The 16,008-nt window shown below is 49.1% G+C and carries 15 protein-coding genes; 12 read left to right on the top strand and 3 right to left on the bottom strand.

Annotated elements, in window-relative coordinates; all coding sequences use genetic code 11:
* Window positions 1–104 precede the first annotated feature (104 nt).
* The 3 genes from VN23_RS09850 to VN23_RS09840 form a co-directional block, all read right to left on the bottom strand.
* On the bottom strand, window positions 105–1,472 hold the full coding sequence (locus VN23_RS09850; RefSeq protein WP_046351265.1) for an NAD(P)(+) transhydrogenase (Re/Si-specific) subunit beta: 1,368 nt from the start codon (window positions 1,470–1,472) through the stop codon (window positions 105–107).
* Window positions 1,472–1,819, bottom strand: coding sequence for a proton-translocating transhydrogenase family protein (locus VN23_RS09845; RefSeq protein WP_046351266.1), 348 nt, complete (start codon window positions 1,817–1,819; stop codon window positions 1,472–1,474). The genes VN23_RS09850 and VN23_RS09845 overlap by 1 nt, the downstream gene beginning before the upstream one ends.
* A 64-nt stretch (window positions 1,820–1,883) precedes the next feature.
* Window positions 1,884–3,050 carry a Re/Si-specific NAD(P)(+) transhydrogenase subunit alpha gene (locus tag VN23_RS09840; RefSeq protein ID WP_046351267.1) on the bottom strand — a complete coding sequence of 389 codons (1,167 nt, stop codon included), beginning with the start codon at window positions 3,048–3,050 and terminating at the stop codon, window positions 1,884–1,886.
* Between the two features lie 471 nt (window positions 3,051–3,521).
* Here VN23_RS09840 and VN23_RS09835 point away from each other — a divergent pair, with 471 nt between their 5' ends.
* The 12 genes from VN23_RS09835 to flgL all read left to right on the top strand — a co-directional run bounded on the left by VN23_RS09835 (window position 3,522) and on the right by flgL (window position 15,962).
* Window positions 3,522–3,845: a DUF2325 domain-containing protein gene (locus tag VN23_RS09835; protein WP_046351268.1), complete on the top strand. Its 324-nt coding sequence runs from the start codon at window positions 3,522–3,524 to the stop codon at window positions 3,843–3,845.
* An 826-nt stretch (window positions 3,846–4,671) separates the two neighbouring features.
* Window positions 4,672–5,076: a flagellar basal body rod protein FlgB gene (gene flgB, locus VN23_RS09830; protein ID WP_046351269.1), complete on the top strand. Its 405-nt coding sequence runs from the start codon at window positions 4,672–4,674 to the stop codon at window positions 5,074–5,076.
* 11 nt (window positions 5,077–5,087) lie between these two features.
* Complete coding sequence (gene flgC, locus VN23_RS09825) at window positions 5,088–5,501, top strand: flagellar basal body rod protein FlgC (protein WP_046351270.1); 414 nt, start codon at window positions 5,088–5,090, stop codon at window positions 5,499–5,501.
* A gap of 21 nt (window positions 5,502–5,522) precedes the next feature.
* A complete protein-coding gene (locus VN23_RS09820; RefSeq protein WP_046351271.1) occupies window positions 5,523–6,194 on the top strand; it encodes a flagellar hook assembly protein FlgD in 672 nt (223 codons plus the stop codon).
* Window positions 6,195–6,259: 65 nt separating this feature from the next.
* Window positions 6,260–7,552: a flagellar hook protein FlgE gene (flgE, locus tag VN23_RS09815; protein ID WP_046351272.1), complete on the top strand. Its 1,293-nt coding sequence runs from the start codon at window positions 6,260–6,262 to the stop codon at window positions 7,550–7,552.
* Between the two features lie 59 nt (window positions 7,553–7,611).
* Window positions 7,612–8,352 carry a flagellar basal-body rod protein FlgF gene (gene flgF / locus VN23_RS09810; RefSeq protein ID WP_046351273.1) on the top strand — a complete coding sequence of 247 codons (741 nt, stop codon included), beginning with the start codon at window positions 7,612–7,614 and terminating at the stop codon, window positions 8,350–8,352.
* 123 nt (window positions 8,353–8,475) lie between these two features.
* A complete protein-coding gene (flgG, locus tag VN23_RS09805; protein ID WP_046351274.1) occupies window positions 8,476–9,261 on the top strand; it encodes a flagellar basal-body rod protein FlgG in 786 nt (261 codons plus the stop codon).
* Window positions 9,262–9,277: 16 nt separating this feature from the next.
* Window positions 9,278–9,961: a flagellar basal body L-ring protein FlgH gene (locus VN23_RS09800; protein WP_046351352.1), complete on the top strand. Its 684-nt coding sequence runs from the start codon at window positions 9,278–9,280 to the stop codon at window positions 9,959–9,961.
* Window positions 9,962–10,012: 51 nt separating this feature from the next.
* Window positions 10,013–11,104, top strand: a complete 1,092-nt coding sequence (locus VN23_RS09795; RefSeq protein WP_046351275.1) for a flagellar basal body P-ring protein FlgI — start codon at window positions 10,013–10,015, stop codon at window positions 11,102–11,104.
* A gap of 168 nt (window positions 11,105–11,272) precedes the next feature.
* Window positions 11,273–12,130: a flagellar assembly peptidoglycan hydrolase FlgJ gene (gene flgJ / locus VN23_RS09790; protein ID WP_046351276.1), complete on the top strand. Its 858-nt coding sequence runs from the start codon at window positions 11,273–11,275 to the stop codon at window positions 12,128–12,130.
* 94 nt (window positions 12,131–12,224) lie between these two features.
* Window positions 12,225–14,462 carry a flagellar hook-associated protein FlgK gene (gene flgK, locus VN23_RS09785; protein ID WP_052746515.1) on the top strand — a complete coding sequence of 746 codons (2,238 nt, stop codon included), beginning with the start codon at window positions 12,225–12,227 and terminating at the stop codon, window positions 14,460–14,462.
* A gap of 45 nt (window positions 14,463–14,507) precedes the next feature.
* Window positions 14,508–15,962, top strand: coding sequence for a flagellar hook-associated protein FlgL (gene flgL / locus VN23_RS09780; RefSeq protein WP_046351277.1), 1,455 nt, complete (start codon window positions 14,508–14,510; stop codon window positions 15,960–15,962).
* Window positions 15,963–16,008 lie beyond the last annotated feature (46 nt).

Below are 16,008 nucleotides of genomic sequence, written 5' to 3'. Positions count from 1 at the left end.
AGCGGTTGTGGCACTCTGTGTCCTCGTTTTATTCTGTGGTTCAAGGTTTGGCTGACGAAGCTTAAAACTGAAAATTGCGAAGTATTTCAATACCTCGCAATCGCTTAATGCACCGCCTGCAACATCTGCTCAACGACCTTTTTAGCGTCGCCAAACACCATCATGGTTCTGTCCATATAAAACAAATCGTTATCTAGCCCGGCGTAGCCTGCGTTCATCGAGCGTTTGACCACCATCACTGTTTTGGCTTTATAGGCTTCTAAAATCGGCATGCCGTAAATCGGGCTGGCCGGATCGTTTTTAGCTGCAGGGTTGACCACATCATTTGCGCCAATAATCAGTACCACATCGGCGGTAGAAAACTCGCTGTTGATTTCTTCCATCTCCACCACTTTGTCGTAAGGCACTTCGGCTTCTGCGAGCAGCACATTCATATGCCCTGGCATGCGGCCAGCCACAGGGTGAATGGCGTAGCGAACGTCTACGCCGCGCGCGGTAAGCAAATCACTCAGCTCTTGCAAAGCATGTTGGGCACGAGAAACGGCTAGGCCGTAGCCTGGCACAATGATGACTTTTTCTGCGTTTTCCATCAGAAAAGCGGCATCATCCGCGCTACCGGTGCGATAGTTTTTTTGCGCAGAGCCCGCTGGCCCGTTAGCCACCACAGCTGCACCAAAGCCGCCTAAAAGCACCGAGATAATCGAGCGATTCATGGCTTTGCACATGATATAGGACAAAATCGCTCCCGATGCGCCGACGCAGGCTCCGGCAATAATTAGCACCGGATTATTGAGCGTAAAGCCAATCCCTGCCGCCGCCCAGCCTGAATAGGAATTGAGCATCGACACCACGACGGGCATGTCTGCACCACCAATGGGAATAATCAGTAGTACACCCAGCGCCAGTGCAATCCCTACCATGATCAGAAAGGAAGATTGGCTATCGCTCACCACATATAGCGTGCCAAAGCCCAGCATGGCAAGGGCGAGTACCAGATTTAAACCATGCTGGCCTTTAAAGTTAATCGCCCTTGCGCCAAATTTTCCCGATAGCTTGCCGTAGGCAATCACCGAGGCGCTAAAGGTGATGGCACCAATAAATGCGCCAATAAATAGCTCGATTTTTTGAATGCTGCTGTGGCTAACGCCCAGATGGAAAATCGCCGCAACAGCAATCAAGACGGCAGATAAGCCGACTAATGAATGCATGGCGGCAACTAGCTCGGGCATGGCGGTCATGGCGACGGTACGGGCTTTGTAAGCGCCGACCACGGCACCTGCCGACATGGCGGCTAAAATCAACCAAATCACCGGTTTATCGGCCACAAAGAACGACGTGACGATGGCAATCGCCATGCCGAGCATGCCGAATAAATTGCCGCGTCTTGCCGAGAGGGGTGAAGACAGGCCTTTAAGCGATAAGATAAACAGCACGGCGGAAACTAAATAAAGGATGGCGGTGAAGTTTTGCATTATTTGGCCTTCCTTTTAAACATCGCTAGCATGCGTTGCGTGACTAAAAAGCCGCCAAAGATATTAATACTGGCCAGAAAAATCGCGACCGCCCCCAAGATGCTGGTCACGCTGATGACTTGTGCATTGATATCCACCACTTGCAGCATGGCCCCGACGACGATAATGCCGCTGATCGCGTTAGTCACCGCCATGAGCGGGGTATGTAAGGCAGGCGTCACATTCCAGACGACGTGATAACCCACAAAAATAGCCAGAATAAAAATAGTCAGGCTGCCAATAAAAGGATCAGCCGCCAGCGCGTGGCTGCTTGCTTCTGCAACGGCAGAGGCAGATTCAATAAACATCGCGTACTCCTTAAGTCATTTGTAGGGCGGGTGAAACCCGCCGCAGTGCTAGGCAGGATTTACATCAAGCGGCTTGAGCTTGAGTCACGTTGTGTGCGGGCGTAGGCGCTTGGCCAAATAAAGGCTCGCCCTGATGGCTAATCAGCGTGGCTTTGATGATTTCATCGTCAAAGTGCGGGGCATAAGCGCCCTCTGCATCTTGCAAAAGGCTGAGGAAAGTCAGCATATTGCGGGCATACAACGCAGATGCATCTGCCGCTAGCAAGCTAGCCAGATTGCCGTGCCCCACAATAATCACGCCGTTTTCGCTATGCACCACTTCGCCGCCCTTGGATAAGGGGCAGTTGCCACCGCTATCCACGGCCAGATCAATAATCACCGAGCCTGCTTTCATGCCGAGTACAGTGTTTGCGGGGATCAATACCGGCGCAGCTTTGCCAGGGATCTGTGCTGTGCTGATGATGATGTCGGCAAGTCGGGCTTGTTGATCAATCAGCGCGCTTTGGCGCAGCTTGTAGTCTTCCGACATCTCGCGGGCATAACCCCCTGCAGTTTCTGCGGCGGCTTTTTCGGCATCATTTAACGGCACTTCAATAAACTTGCCGCCCAAGGATTCCACCTGTTCACGGGTGGCTGGGCGCACATCAAAGACTTCTACAATCGCACCGAGCCGCTTGGCGGTGGCGATGGCTTGTAAGCCAGCCACGCCCGCGCCCAAAATCAATACACGAGCGGGTTTAACTGTGCCAGCGGCGGTCATCAGCATCGGCATAAATCGTGGATAGTATTGCGTGGCCAGCAGCACCGCTCTATAGCCTGCAATATTGGCTTGGGACGATAAAACATCCATAGACTGGGCGCGGGTAATGCGCGGCACCAGCTCTAAGGCATAGGCGCTGATGTGCTTGCTGCTGAGCGCATCCAGGTGGGCGTAGCGATGAATATCAAACAGAGCGATAAGGGCTGCATGGTCGGGCAGGAGCGGAAGTTCATGCATTTGGGGCGCACGAACTTTAAGAATAAGTTGGGCGCCTTGATAAAGCGCTTCCGGGTTCGATGCTATTTCTGCGCCAGCCTCGGTATAGGCGGCATCGCTAATGGCGGCGTGCAAGCCTGCCTTACTTTCTACTCTGACTGTATGCCCGGCTTTGATCAGTTTTTTTATCGTCTCCGGCGTGGCAGCGACCCGGAATTCCCCAGGATAAGCTTCGGCGGGAATGGCAATCAGCATGTCTGTTTCCTCATGGTTATAGATGGGGCAATAGGCAAACAATGGAGGCTTATGTCGGGCTTAGTGTTGGTCTGTGTCAATAAGACCGCTTTTGATCTTATCGCAGTGCAACATTAATTTATCGGGTTGGATGATGAATTACTTTGAAGGTGTTGTATTTAGCGTGAAAACAGCTTAATAAACCCTCATTTTCATAAGTTGTTTACCTTATGTTTACAACTAAGGTAACCCAATTTTTGAGCATTTTCTTGCTTGGAATGGCCAGTTTTCAAATGATTGTATGAAATAAATCATCTTTATTTAGATGATTTATTTAGATTTTTTTAAAGAGCATGACAGTCTATGACCTTGGCTTGGAGGAGGGACTAAGGAAGGACTATTTGCTTACATGTAGCTTGTAATAAAAATGCTATTGATAATCATTATCAACTATAGGAGAATGAATTTATTCACTCACCTAGGGTATTAATCATGAATGCATATTTGGTTGGCGCAGATGTACTGGGCAATATTCCTGATCTTTTATCGAGCTATGGCATTAAGGTGCATAAACACGTTTCAGGCCGTAATGCAGCACATCAGCGTAAACCAGCCAGCTTAAAAGGCGCTGATCTACTGATTTTGTTTACTGATTTTTTAAGCCACAATGTGATGCGCGCCTATCGCGATCTGGCTCATGAAGAAAACGTGCGTTTTGTCGCTTGCCGACGCTCTGTCTGTGCTTTGAGTCAATCGCTCGATAAAATAGAGTGTACGAAAGTGTGTGATGCCTGCCCGAATAGAAAGACGCACTAAAAGACGTGTGTAACTGCTCCAATTAAGAGTGCTGGATCGCTGCTGGTGCCCGGTCGCCTTTTGTCGCTGCGGTATGCAATTACCCATTACCGAAATATGGGTAAGTGGTTTAACTTACATATCGCCATGCTATGTATAATCATGGAGTGCGTAAGCGCAAAGCGTGGTGTAATGTTGTGGTTTCAGCCATCAGTGGGTTGTTGCTATGAGCACCACAGATTTGCTCGCCTCATTCGCAGCCGCTTTTAATCAAGATCAGCGTCTTGTTTCTCTTCTAATTAGGTGATGGTGCAGCTTGGGGCGAGCAGCTTTTGCCTCAGCGTGTGACGGGCAGCGAGGGGATTAATCAGGCTTACCGTTATCAGATCGATTGCTTGTCACCCGATGGTGCTTTAGAGCTTTAGAGCTTAAATCACTGCTTGGTCTGCCGATTGTTTTACCTGTGGCCAATGCCAATGGCGGCGCCATTGAGCGCTGCGGGGTGATTCGTCAGGCGCAACTTTTAGGCTCAGCGCTATCAACAAGGGTAAATAAGTGCTCAGAGCTATGGAGAGGCTTTACGTGCCAATGCTGTTGGCATGAGTGCCGAGCGGCAGCGGCATGCTGCAGTAATAGGTGAAAAATAAGAAGTAAACGTTTTTTCGGGTTATTGTCTGCGCGTGTTTTTTTACTGATGTTGCATTATAAGGCGGCAATAATTGCCGAAGCCTTGCCTGATTTCCTTCTGAAGCCCGCTGAATGCGGGCTTTTTGCTTGGCACGCTTCCTGCTTACAGATAGTGTGAAGCCGCGTATTGTGTGGCTGGGATCAAATAAGGAGTTTGGCTATGTTAGGACGTTTGGACGATTACTTCCGCCCGCAAGCAACGGCGTTGTCGCTGCGCAGCCAGCGGCAGGAAGTTTTGGCTTCAAATATCGCTAATAACGATACGCCAGGCTACAAGGCGCGCGATTTTGATTTTAAAAAATCGTTTGAAGCCGCCCTGCAAAAAAATCCAGTTAAGCCCTTACAAAGTACGGATCCGCGTCATTTGCAGCCTAAAGACAGCGTTGATCCCTTATCAAGAGCTTTGCTTTACCGTAATCCAAGACAATCAGGTATTGATGGCAATACGGTGGATATGAATGCAGAAATGGCCGCGTTTTCCGATAATGCCATTCGTTATCAGGCTGGGGTTACGTTTATGCAAAAGCGGATTGAAGGCATGCGCACTGCGCTAACGGGCCAATAAAGGATTAAATCATGTCGATGTTTAGGGTGTTTGATATTGCTTCTTCTGCAATGCATGCGCAAACCACGCGTTTGAATACGGTGGCGTCTAATTTGGCTAATGCAGAATCGATTACCAGCTCAAATGGCCAGCCTTATCGTGCCAAGCAGGTGGTGTTTCAATCGGCTCCGATTGCAGGCGGCGGAAAAGGGGCAGTGGGCGTGCAGGTAAGCGACGTGATCGAAGATCAATCACCGCCTAAGCTTGTTTATGACCCTAAAAATGTGCTGGCCGATACCAATGGCTATGTAGCGATGCCTAATGTGAGCGTGGTTGAAGAAATGGCTAATATGATTTCAGCGTCACGCTCGTATCAAACCAATGCCGATGTGATGAATACGGCCAAAACCCTGCTGCTGCGCACGTTAGCGCTCGGTCAGTCTTGATAAACGCTCTGGAGACGCATCATGGTTCCCCGCACAACGATTAATTCGACGACTGATTATTCGGCAATTAATAAAAAAACAGAGAACAAGGCCTCTGCTGCAGATCAGCAGCAAGATCGTTTTCTTAAGTTGCTGGTCAAGCAGTTGCAGAGCCAGGATCCAATGAATCCGATGGATAACGCAGCAACCACCAGCCAGATGGCGCAGATCAGCAGCGTGACCGGCATCGAAAAACTCAATACCACCATGCAGTCTATGATGGCGAGTTTTGCTTCGGCGCAAAGCTTCCAAGCAGCGGCCTTGATTGGTAAAGAAGTGCTGACTGTTGGTAATCAAATGAAATTTGATGGCACAAAATCGGCCGATGCCAGAGTGGATCTGCCTGCGGGCGTGAGCAATATTAAAGTGACGATCACAGATAAAAACGGTGCTGTGGTAGACAACCTTACGTTGCCCCAACAAGCTGCCGGTGCTGCGGGTGTACTTTGGGATGGTAAGTTAGAAAACGGTGAGAAGGCTCCAGCTGGCGATTATTTTATTTCTGCGCGCGGCGTGCAAGATGGCAAGGAAATTGCTTTAAATACCCTGACCTGGCAAACAGCAAGTAGCGTTGAGCTGGCAAAAACTGGTGTGAATGTCATGCTATCCAACCAGACAACAGTGGCGTTTGGTGATGTGAAACAAATCCGCTAGCGCTAGTTTGCTGTTAAATCAGCCGGGCTGTTAGTCGTGGAATAGAACAATTTGAGGGTAAGGTTATGGGTTTCCAGCAGGGCTTGAGTGGTTTGAGTGTGTCGTCCAAGAGCCTGGACGCAATTGGTAATAATATTGCCAACTCCAGTACTGTTGGTTTTAAACAGTCCCGAAGTGAATTCGCTGATATGTATGCTAATTCTTTCGCTACCTCCTCGACGATTACCGGGATGGGTGGGCGCACTGCTGCGGTCACTCAACAGTTTGGCCAGGGGAATATCACCTCAACCAGTAATCCGCTGGATATTGCGATTACAGGGAATGGTTTTTTTCGCATGGTTGACGATATTTCGGTGAGCTACACCCGTAATGGCCAGTTTCAAGTGGATAAAGATGGCTATATCGTAGGTGCCAGCGGTAAAAAGCTCACTGGCTGGCCCTATGATATTGATGCCAATACCTTGAAAAAAGGTGGCACACCTTCTCCTTTGCAGTTATCAGTGGGCAATATCGGTGCTAAAACCACAGGCTGGACTGAGGTAGCAGGCGGCGGTGTAAGTGCAGGTCTTTCTCTGGGTATGAATTTAGATGCCAGCCAGTTAGCAAAAGACAGAACCAACCCATTGGCCACTAATTATGTAGGGGCGCTTAATCCAGCAGATCCTAAGACATTTACGAATTCAACTTCGGCAAAAGTCTATGATTCGCAAGGTGTTGAACACAATCTCACCATGTATTTTACCAAGACGGCACCTAATACTTGGGAAGTGCGTACACGTTTTGATAGCGATCTGGTTTCTGTGCCTAATGTGGCTGGCTTGCCTTACCCTGATGTGACTTTTGATTCGAATGGTAAATTAGTGAGTAATACGCCCTTAGCGTTTTCAACCGTGCTGACCTCTGGCGCAACAACACCCTTTGCATTTCACGTTTCTCTGGATGGTACCAGCCAGTATGGCAGCCCTTTTGGGGTGAATTCTATTCAGCAAGATGGTTACCCTGATGGTACTTTGACCGGCATTTCGGTAAACCGCGATGGCGTTGTGCAAGGTAAGTATTCAAATGGTCAGTCCAGGTCGGTAGGGCAAGTCACTTTAACTAACTTTGCAAACGTGCAGGGTTTACAAAACTTAGGCGACAATCGTTGGGCAGAAACCTTTACCTCGGGCCAGCCCAGAACCAATGATCCAGGTACTAGTGATCTGGGGGCTTTGCAATCGGCTTCGGTGGAAGATGCAAACGTTGATCTCACCGGGGAGCTGGTTAATTTGATTACCGCACAGCGTACTTATCAGGCCAATGCGCAAACGATTAAAGCACAAGACACTATCTTGCAAACGATTGTAAATCTGCGTTAATAATTTGTAGGGCGGGTGCAACCCGCGTTTTTGCCGCCTTACATGAAAAGTGAAAATCAATGGATCGAATGTTCTATGTAGCGATGACGGGTGCCAAGCAAACTATGCTAAGGCAAGCGTCTGTCGCTAATAATTTAGCTAATGTAGCCACGCCGGGTTTTAGGGCAGAGCTCACCGCTGCCCGTGCGGTACCGGTGATTGGCGGCATAGGTGTACCTAGCCGTGCTTATGTGGTGGAGCAGACTACGGGCGCTGATTTTACTCCCGGTATTGTGCAGCAAACAGGCCGTGCTTTAGATGTGGCGGTCAATGGCGAGGGCTGGCTGGCCGTGCAAACGCCAACAGGGGAGGCTTATACCCGCAATGGCGGCTTTGAAATTGATGCGGCAGGCCTCTTAAAAACGCGTAGTGGCTTGGTAGTGCAGGGTGAAAATGGCCCGCTGACTATTCCAGAAAATACGCGTATTACCATTGCAAAAGATGGCACGATCAATGGTGCACCGTTTGATAACCCAGCTCAGGCAGTAGAAATTGGCCGGCTAAAATTGGTCAACCCCGTTGAAAGCGAGCTGGAAAAAGGCAGTGATGGTTTGTTTCGCCAAAGAAATGGCGAAGTGGCGCAGGCGGATGTTGGCGTAAAACTTGCTTCAGAATCACTGGAAGTGAGTAATGTGAACCCGGTAGATCAATTAGTGCAAATGATTAGCGCGCAGCGCCAATACGATTTGCAAATTAAAATGATGCAAACCGTCGATCAAAATGCAAAAAGTGCCTCGCAGCTATTAACGCTGACAGGTTGATTGGATTTCAAGTCGCTCATAGAAAAATTTATTAAACAGCGTGTTTCACAGATTAAAAAAAGCGTGGTGCTGCCTAGTGCGCACCATCGCATATCAAACTAAAAATAATAGGAAGTACGCATCATGATGCGCTCGCTGTGGATTGCTAAAACCGGCATGGATGCCATGCAGATGAATGTCGATGTTATCTCGCATAACTTGGCCAACGTCAGCACCAATGGCTATAAGCGCGAACGTGCGGTGTTTGAAGATTTGCTTTACCAGAATTTACGCCAACCCGGCGGCTCGACCAGCGCGCAAACCCAGCAGCCTACTGGCTTGCAGTTAGGAACCGGGGTGCGGCCAGTGGCAACTGCGCGTATTCATATGCAGGGTAATTTGCAGCTGACTGACGGCACGTTGGATGTGGCGATTAATGGCCAGGGTTTTTTGCAGATTTCCATGCCCGATGGCACAACGGCCTATACCCGCGATGGCTCTTTTCAAGTAGATAGCCAGGGCGCGGTGGTGACATCCAGTGGCTATGCTTTGCAGCCTGCTTTGCAAGTGCCAACCGGCACGACTAAGTTGACGATCGCTAAAGATGGTACGGTTACAGCCATTGTGAATAATGATGGCGCGGCCCCAGTGCAGCTGGGCAATATTCAGCTGGCTACTTTTATTAACCCGCCCGGCTTGCAATCGGTTGGGGAAAATTTGTATATGGAAACCACCGCCTCGGGTGCGCCAACGGTCGGTACGCCGGGCACTAATGGCTTGGGCGCGCTTAATCAGGGCTATGTAGAAACGTCGAACGTGAATGTGACTGAAGAGCTGATTAATATGATTCAGGCTCAGCGCTCTTTTGAGATTAACTCGAAGGCGATTAAAACATCTGATGAAATGCTGCAAAAACTTACGCAGCTTTAGTTTTAAAAGGATTGAAATGATTGCTCGTCTTGCCGTTGCGGCAATGATTGCCGTGTTGCTTGCCGCTTGTACTACGCCACCCTCAGTGATTACTCAGCCGACTACGGCAAGGCCTGCCCAGCCGGTAGTGGCCAGCATCAATAATGGCTCTATTTTTCAGCCTAATAGCTCACGATTATTGTTTGAAGAAAGAGTGGCCCGCAATATCGGTGATTTGCTCAATATCACCATCGAAGAAAACCTCTCTGCCGTCAATACCTCCAATAGCAGCAGTAATAAAGCGGGATCGCTTGATTACAGCACCCAGGGCAATATTCCCCTGTTGCCTTTCGATATTGAAAAATATTTTGCGCGTGAGGGTGATGCTGCGGTCAAGTTGGCAGGAACGAATAAATTTGAAGGGAAGGGCGCGACTAATAGCACTAATACGTTTAAAGGCACGATTTCAGTGACGGTGGTTGATTTGCTGGCAAATGGCAATTTGATTGTGGGTGGTGAAAAACAAGTTGCAGTGAATAATCAAATTAATACGCTACGCTTTACAGGCGTGATTAACCCGCTTGACATCAAGGCTGGCAATACCATTTCATCTAATAAAGTAGCGGATGCACGTATCGAGCAATTGGGAGTTGGCTCTATGGCCGACGCCAATACCATAGGCTGGCTGCAGCGGTTTTTCTTAAATGTGATGCCGTTTTAATTGATTAGTGATACTTCTTTCATGTTTGGTTGCTTTAAATAGGTTGTGTGTATGTCTCGTTTTGCCCTGATCTGCTGTTTTTTATTTACGCTTGTACCTGCTCATGCTGAAAAGCTTAAAGAGCTGGCATCGGTTGCAGGCGTGCGTAATAACCAGTTGGTGGGCTATGGCCTCGTGGTAGGTCTGGATGGCAGTGGCGATCAAACCACGCAAACGCCGTTCACCGTGCAGTCGGTGGTGAATATGCTGACCAATCTGGGGATTCAAGTGCCTAGCGGTGGCAATTTACAGTTAAAAAACGTGGCAGCGGTGACCGTTACCTCCACTTTGCCTGCTTTTGCAAGGCCGGGTCAGCCCTTGGATGTGACGATCTCCTCGATTGGTAATGCCAAGTCTTTGCGCGGCGGAACACTTCTGATGGCGCCGCTGAAAGGGGCCGACGGGCAAATTTACGCCATGGCACAGGGAAATATTATTGTGGCTGGAGCGGGCGCATCGGCGGGTGGATCAAGCACCCAGGTTAACCAGCTGGCAACAGGACGTATTCCATCGGGGGCGACAGTTGAAAAATCAGTGCCTACTTTATTAGGCAATGGCGAGTTTATTCAGCTTGAGCTACTGACGACCGATTTTACGACCGCCAATCGCGTGGTGAATGCGGTGAATGCGCAGTATCCAAGCACGGCTGTGGCTTTGGATGGGCGAGTGATTCAAGTGCGTGCACCGCAGGATAATAATTTACGTGTGGCGTTTTTATCACGCCTAGAAAACATCGATGTCACCCCCGCAGAATCCAGCCCTAAGGTGATTATCAATGCGCGCACGGGCTCGATTGTGATGAATCAGGCGGTTAAGCTGGATAGCTGCGCCATTGCGCATGGCAATTTAACTGTGACCATTACGGCAGAAAATACGGTGGTGCAGCCTAATCCTTTGGCTGGCGGTAAAACCACTAAAGTGCAAAACGCCGATATTCAGATTCAGTCTGATAAAGGGCCTATCGTGCGATTGCCAAAATCCAGTACTTTGCGCGATGTGGTGCGGGCGCTGAATGCGGTAGGGGCAACGCCGCAGGATTTATTGGCGATTTTACAGGCCATGAAAGCTTCCGGCGCTTTAAAAGCAGAGCTGGAAGTGATTTGATAGCTGATGAGCATTCCTTAATCACTACTTGATTGAGGAATGCATTGAATTACACTTTCCCAACTCCCAACTCCCAACTCCCAACTCCCAACTCCCAACTCCCAACTCCCGACTCCGGCATAGTTATTGCTTCATATCTGCTTAATCTTTTATTAAGCGCGGTCCCGTATGACCTCCTCTGCTACCCCATCCAGTAATGAGCTTGCCATTGATGTGCGCGGTGTAGACAGCCTGCGCCAGCTGGCTCGTCAAGATCCAGGCAAGGCTGCACTGGCGGTAGCGCGTGAGTTTGAAGCATTGCTGACTAATCAGATGCTTAAATCTATGCGGGAAGCCACACCTCAATACGATGAGATGGAATCAGGTACGGCCAATATGTTCCGTGGCATGCATGATCAGCAGCTTTCTCAAATGTGGTCTAAGCAGGGTGGGGTTGGCTTTGCTGAGTCGATTGTGCGGCAAATTGAATTGCAGCGTGATCCTTCGCTCTATCAAAAATCTTCGCCTTCATTTCATAACAGTTTGCCTGCGGCAAAAGCCGCCGAAGTTTCGGCAAAAGGTGCCGTTTTAAGCGGTGATTCTTTTGCTTCTAAATTGGCGGCTAATGCAGAAGGTGCTGCGGCATCGCTGGGCGTGTCACCGCATGTGCTTGTGGCACACGCCGCTTTAGAATCGGGCTGGGGTAAAAAGCCGATCAAAGATGCTGCCGGGAGCGATAGCCATAACTTATTTGGCATTAAAGCTACCAAAGACTGGAAGGGCAAAACCACAGATATTGTGACAACAGAGTTTGTGGGTGGGCAGGCACAAAAACGGGTAGAGACTTTCCGTGTTTATGATTCTTATGCCGATGCTTTTCATGATTATGCCAGCCTGATTAAGCGCCGCTATAGTGATGCTGTAGGGCAAGGGGCGAATGCGCAGGGCTATGCCAAAGCCTTGCAATCGGGCGGCTATGCTACCGATCCGCAATATGCTAACAAATTAGCGCAAGTGGCCGAGCAATTACGTCGCCAGCTTGCGTAAGCAATTAAACCTGCGGCTGCAAAAACCACAAGTTTTGAGCTGCCTTTAAGTATTGGCAGTTTATGCCGATAAATAGTAGCAAAGGAGTTGCATCATGGGCGCCAGTGTATTTGGTATCGGTTTAAGTGGCTTAAACGCAGCTAGCTTGGGTTTAAGTACGACAGGTCATAATATTGCGAATGCCAATACGCAAGGCTATTCACGCCAGAGCATTAAGCAAAGTGCGCCATATCCGCAATATACAGGCAGTGGTTTCACTGGGCTTGGTGTGCGTGTGGATACGGTGCAGCGCTCTTATGATGAGTTTTTAACTAAGCAAGTGCAGACTGCCGTATCGCAAGACAGCTATTACGGCACGTATCAGGCCGAAATTAAGCAAGTGGATAATCTGGTGGCCGATCCGGCAGCGGGTGTATCGCCTGTTTTGCAGTCGTTTTTTAGTGCGGTTCAAGGGATTGCCACCAACCCGGCTTCTTTGCCTGCTCGTCAGTCTTTAATGAGTAATGGACAGGGCTTGGTGAATCGTTTTCAGGTATTTGATCAGCGTTTGCTGGAAATGCGGCAAGGGGTGAATGGTAGTTTGGTAAGTGCAGCAGATCATGTCACCGCGCTTTCTAAGCAAATTGCACAAATTAATGGCCAGATTGCGGTATCAAGTAGTGGCGGGCAACTTCCTAATGATTTATTAGATCAGCGTGATCAGATGGTGCTGGATTTAAACAGCTTGGTAAAAGCCACCACCATTAAGCAGAGCGATGGCACGTTGAATGTATTTATTGGCAATGGGCAAAACTTAGTGGTGGGGGGGACGGCGTATTCAATTGCGGCCAAGCCGTCGGCTAGTGACCCGCAGCGCCTGACTATTGTGTATACCCAAGGCTCCGTAGATGCGGAAATCCCGGAAACAATGCTCACAGGGGGCAAGCTGGGTGGCTTGTTAGAGTATCGGAATAAAACACTGGATGCTGCCGATAATGCTATCGCACGGATGGCCTTGGTGCTGGGGCAAACCTTCAATGCCCAGATGCGGCAGGGGCAAGATTTATACGGCAATATGGGGACAAATTTCTTTGATTATCAGCAAAGTAATTTGTCATTAACCCATACCGTTGCAGGGGTAAGTACTGTATTTGCTACCGTGAGCTTACCAACGGGCGTAAAAAGCGTGGCGAGTGATTATTCGCTGACGTTTACCGGCGTAGCTGGAAGTGAATACAGCATCACCCGTTTGTCAGACAACGTAAGCCAAACAGTGAGCGCTGCAGTGATGGGGACCAACCCAACTGTTTTGGGCTTGAACTGGGGTGTGCCGGGCGTGATGGCTGCAGGTGAAACAGTGGGAATCAGCATGCCTCCTGCTGTGGGTAATGTGTTGTCTAATCGGAATAACACCGTGCCTGTACCGCCTTTACTTGCCCCTTTATTGGGGGGGTATATTGAGGATGTAAGCAAAGTTCAGGCGAGTGATTACGAAGTGTTTTATGACGGTGCGGATTATCAGATTACCCGCCAGTCTGATGGCCAGCGCACCATGATTACCGGTGCGCAGTTCACGGATAATGCCAGCTCTCTCAGTATTGATGGATTGCGTCTTCGTTTTTCACAGGGCGCACCAAGTAGCGGCGATCGCTTTATGGTTCAGCCTTTTGCTGGCTTTAGCCGTGGCATGGCGATCAAACCTACTGATCCGCGCGTGTTGGCCGCTGGTGTGGCTATTATTTCGGATACCCAGCGCACGAATACAGGTACGGGTAAAATTGGCCAGGTTGCTGTGGATACGCCGTCTGCGCTCACGACGACGGCGGCAGCGAACCCTGCATTAAAAAATCTGGTGGATATTACGTTTACTACACCCACCACTTACACCCTTACCGATACCGTTACAGGGTCGGTTTCTGCCCCGGCAACTTATACAGCAGGGCAGACTATTTCATTGAATGGCTGGAATGTAAAAATTGACGGGCAGCCAGCGCAAGGGGATAAATTTTCGATTAAACCGGGTACAGCTCAAGATGCTGACGGGCGAAATGCTTTGAAATTGGGCGAATTACAAAGCCGTAAAATTATTGATGGGAATCGCTCTAATTATCAGGAAGCGTACGGGCAGATGGTGGCGGTGATTGGTGCAAAAACCAATGAAGTGAATATTATGTCTACGGCTCAAACTGAGGTGCTGAAACAAGCCGAAATCTCTCGTGATTCTGTTTCGGCGGTGAATCTGGATGAAGAAGCGGCTAATTTATTGCGCTATCAGCAGGCTTATCAGGCCTCCAGTAAAGTGATTCAAATTGCTCAGCAAGCTTTTGATGCCATTGTGCGGATTGGTGGTTAAGGCGGCGTTATTGCGGCCTACCGGTATTTATAAGGAATAAATAGCATGCGTATTGCAACGACCACCATTTATAAGCAGGGCGCTGCTGAGTTGCAGCGGCATCAGAGTGTGCAAGCAAAGTTGCAAAATCAATTGTCAACGGGACGGCGCGTGCTGACACCGGCTGATGATCCTATTTCATCGGCAAAAGCCTTAGACGTGATGCAGGCCAAAGAGCTGAATGATCAATATGCCGTGAATAGTAAAACGGCCGATTCAGCCATGCGCCTGTCTGAAGCTACCATGCAGCAAGTAACCGAGCTATTGCACGATATTTATTCTCTGGCGGTGAAAGCGGGCAATCCTTCGCAAACCGTTGCAGAAAAAAAGCTGCTTGATTCAGAGTTGCAGGGTCAGTACAAGCAAATGATAAGTCTTGCCAATGCAACCGATGGCACCGGCTCCTATCTTTATTCCGGTTTTAAGGGCACAACACAGCCTTTTACTGAAACATCATTTGGCAATGTGCAATATTTTGGGGATGACGGGCAGCGTCAGATGCAGATTTCTGGCTCCCGGCAGATTCCTGTGTCTGAATCGGGCTATCAGATGTTCCAGGCAGCCCGCACAGGTAACGGTAGTTTTGTGAGCTCGGCAAATGGCGTCGCGCCGGGCAATAGTGGCAGCGGTGTGATTAGTCCCGGCGAAGTGGTTGATTTAAACAAGTGGAATGACCCCACTCATTCGCAAAAATTTAAAGTTGAATTCCAATCCGTGAATGATCCGGCTAATCCGGGTAAACCACTGATTAGTTATGATTTAATTGATAATCAGCCTTTTCTTGCGGATGGAGTGACGGCGAATACCAATTTTAATAAATCAATTGTGGATGGTTATGATTACACCGCTGTGCCTGTCAGACCGGCTATTCCCGGTACGCTGAATAATTACCCCCGGGCCTATTTGCCAGGCGGGGATATTGAGTTTAAAAAAATCGCGAGTGATCCTATCGCAATGCCTGCGTGGGATTACGGCATTAAGATGAATGTCACAGGCAAACCCAGTGTGGTGATTGGCGCGCTGGGTAGCAATGCTACGCCAACCGGGTCGGTGTCTAGCGGTACTTTGGATTCATTTAATATTGATCCCAGCCGGAATAATGGCGATATTTTTCAAACCATGAAGGTGTTTTCTGATGCTTTGAATGCGTATCAGACTAGCCCAACAGGTATGGCTAATTTTCAGAATCAGCTGAATTCTGTTTTGCAAAATACCAGCAATATGCTGACTAATGTGCTGTCGTCCCAGGGAAGTATGGGGGCGCGGATGGTTGAAACGCAGTCGGTGCAAAACACCAATGGCGATCTTAAAGTGCAGTATGGGCAAACATTATCCGGCTTACAGGATTTGGATTATGCCGAGGCACTGAGTGATTTCTCTCTTACCCAGACGCTGCTTGAGGCTTCGCGCAAATCTTTTTCACAAGTGCAAGGCTTGAGTTTGTTTCAGTACATTAGTTAATCAGTGAAGGCGAGGCTTGTGTGCCTCGCCTATTCTGAGGCTGGTG

The sequence above is a fragment of the Janthinobacterium sp. B9-8 genome (assembly GCF_000969645.2).
Classification (GTDB): Bacteria; Pseudomonadota; Gammaproteobacteria; order Burkholderiales; family Chitinibacteraceae; genus Iodobacter.
This window is presented reverse-complemented; position numbering and strand designations above follow the sequence as displayed.

Excerpts from the sequence above, each read along its gene's own strand:
- VN23_RS09820 (WP_046351271.1), top strand. The coding sequence starts at position 5,523 with ATGGTTCCCCGCACAACGATTAATTCGACGACTGATTATTCGGCAATT.
- flgG (WP_046351274.1), top strand. The coding sequence starts at position 8,476 with ATGATGCGCTCGCTGTGGATTGCTAAAACCGGCATGGATGCCATGCAG.
- flgE (WP_046351272.1), top strand. The coding sequence starts at position 6,260 with ATGGGTTTCCAGCAGGGCTTGAGTGGTTTGAGTGTGTCGTCCAAGAGC.
- VN23_RS09835 (WP_046351268.1), top strand. The coding sequence starts at position 3,522 with ATGAATGCATATTTGGTTGGCGCAGATGTACTGGGCAATATTCCTGAT.
- flgJ (WP_046351276.1), top strand. The coding sequence starts at position 11,273 with ATGACCTCCTCTGCTACCCCATCCAGTAATGAGCTTGCCATTGATGTG.
- flgK (WP_052746515.1), top strand. The coding sequence starts at position 12,225 with ATGGGCGCCAGTGTATTTGGTATCGGTTTAAGTGGCTTAAACGCAGCT.
- flgC (WP_046351270.1), top strand. The coding sequence starts at position 5,088 with ATGTCGATGTTTAGGGTGTTTGATATTGCTTCTTCTGCAATGCATGCG.
- VN23_RS09795 (WP_046351275.1), top strand. The coding sequence starts at position 10,013 with ATGTCTCGTTTTGCCCTGATCTGCTGTTTTTTATTTACGCTTGTACCT.
- flgL (WP_046351277.1), top strand. The coding sequence starts at position 14,508 with ATGCGTATTGCAACGACCACCATTTATAAGCAGGGCGCTGCTGAGTTG.
- VN23_RS09840 (WP_046351267.1), bottom strand. The coding sequence starts at position 3,050 with ATGCTGATTGCCATTCCCGCCGAAGCTTATCCTGGGGAATTCCGGGTC.
- flgF (WP_046351273.1), top strand. The coding sequence starts at position 7,612 with ATGGATCGAATGTTCTATGTAGCGATGACGGGTGCCAAGCAAACTATG.
- flgB (WP_046351269.1), top strand. The coding sequence starts at position 4,672 with ATGTTAGGACGTTTGGACGATTACTTCCGCCCGCAAGCAACGGCGTTG.
- VN23_RS09850 (WP_046351265.1), bottom strand. The coding sequence starts at position 1,472 with ATGCAAAACTTCACCGCCATCCTTTATTTAGTTTCCGCCGTGCTGTTT.
- VN23_RS09800 (WP_046351352.1), top strand. The coding sequence starts at position 9,278 with ATGATTGCTCGTCTTGCCGTTGCGGCAATGATTGCCGTGTTGCTTGCC.
- VN23_RS09845 (WP_046351266.1), bottom strand. The coding sequence starts at position 1,819 with ATGTTTATTGAATCTGCCTCTGCCGTTGCAGAAGCAAGCAGCCACGCG.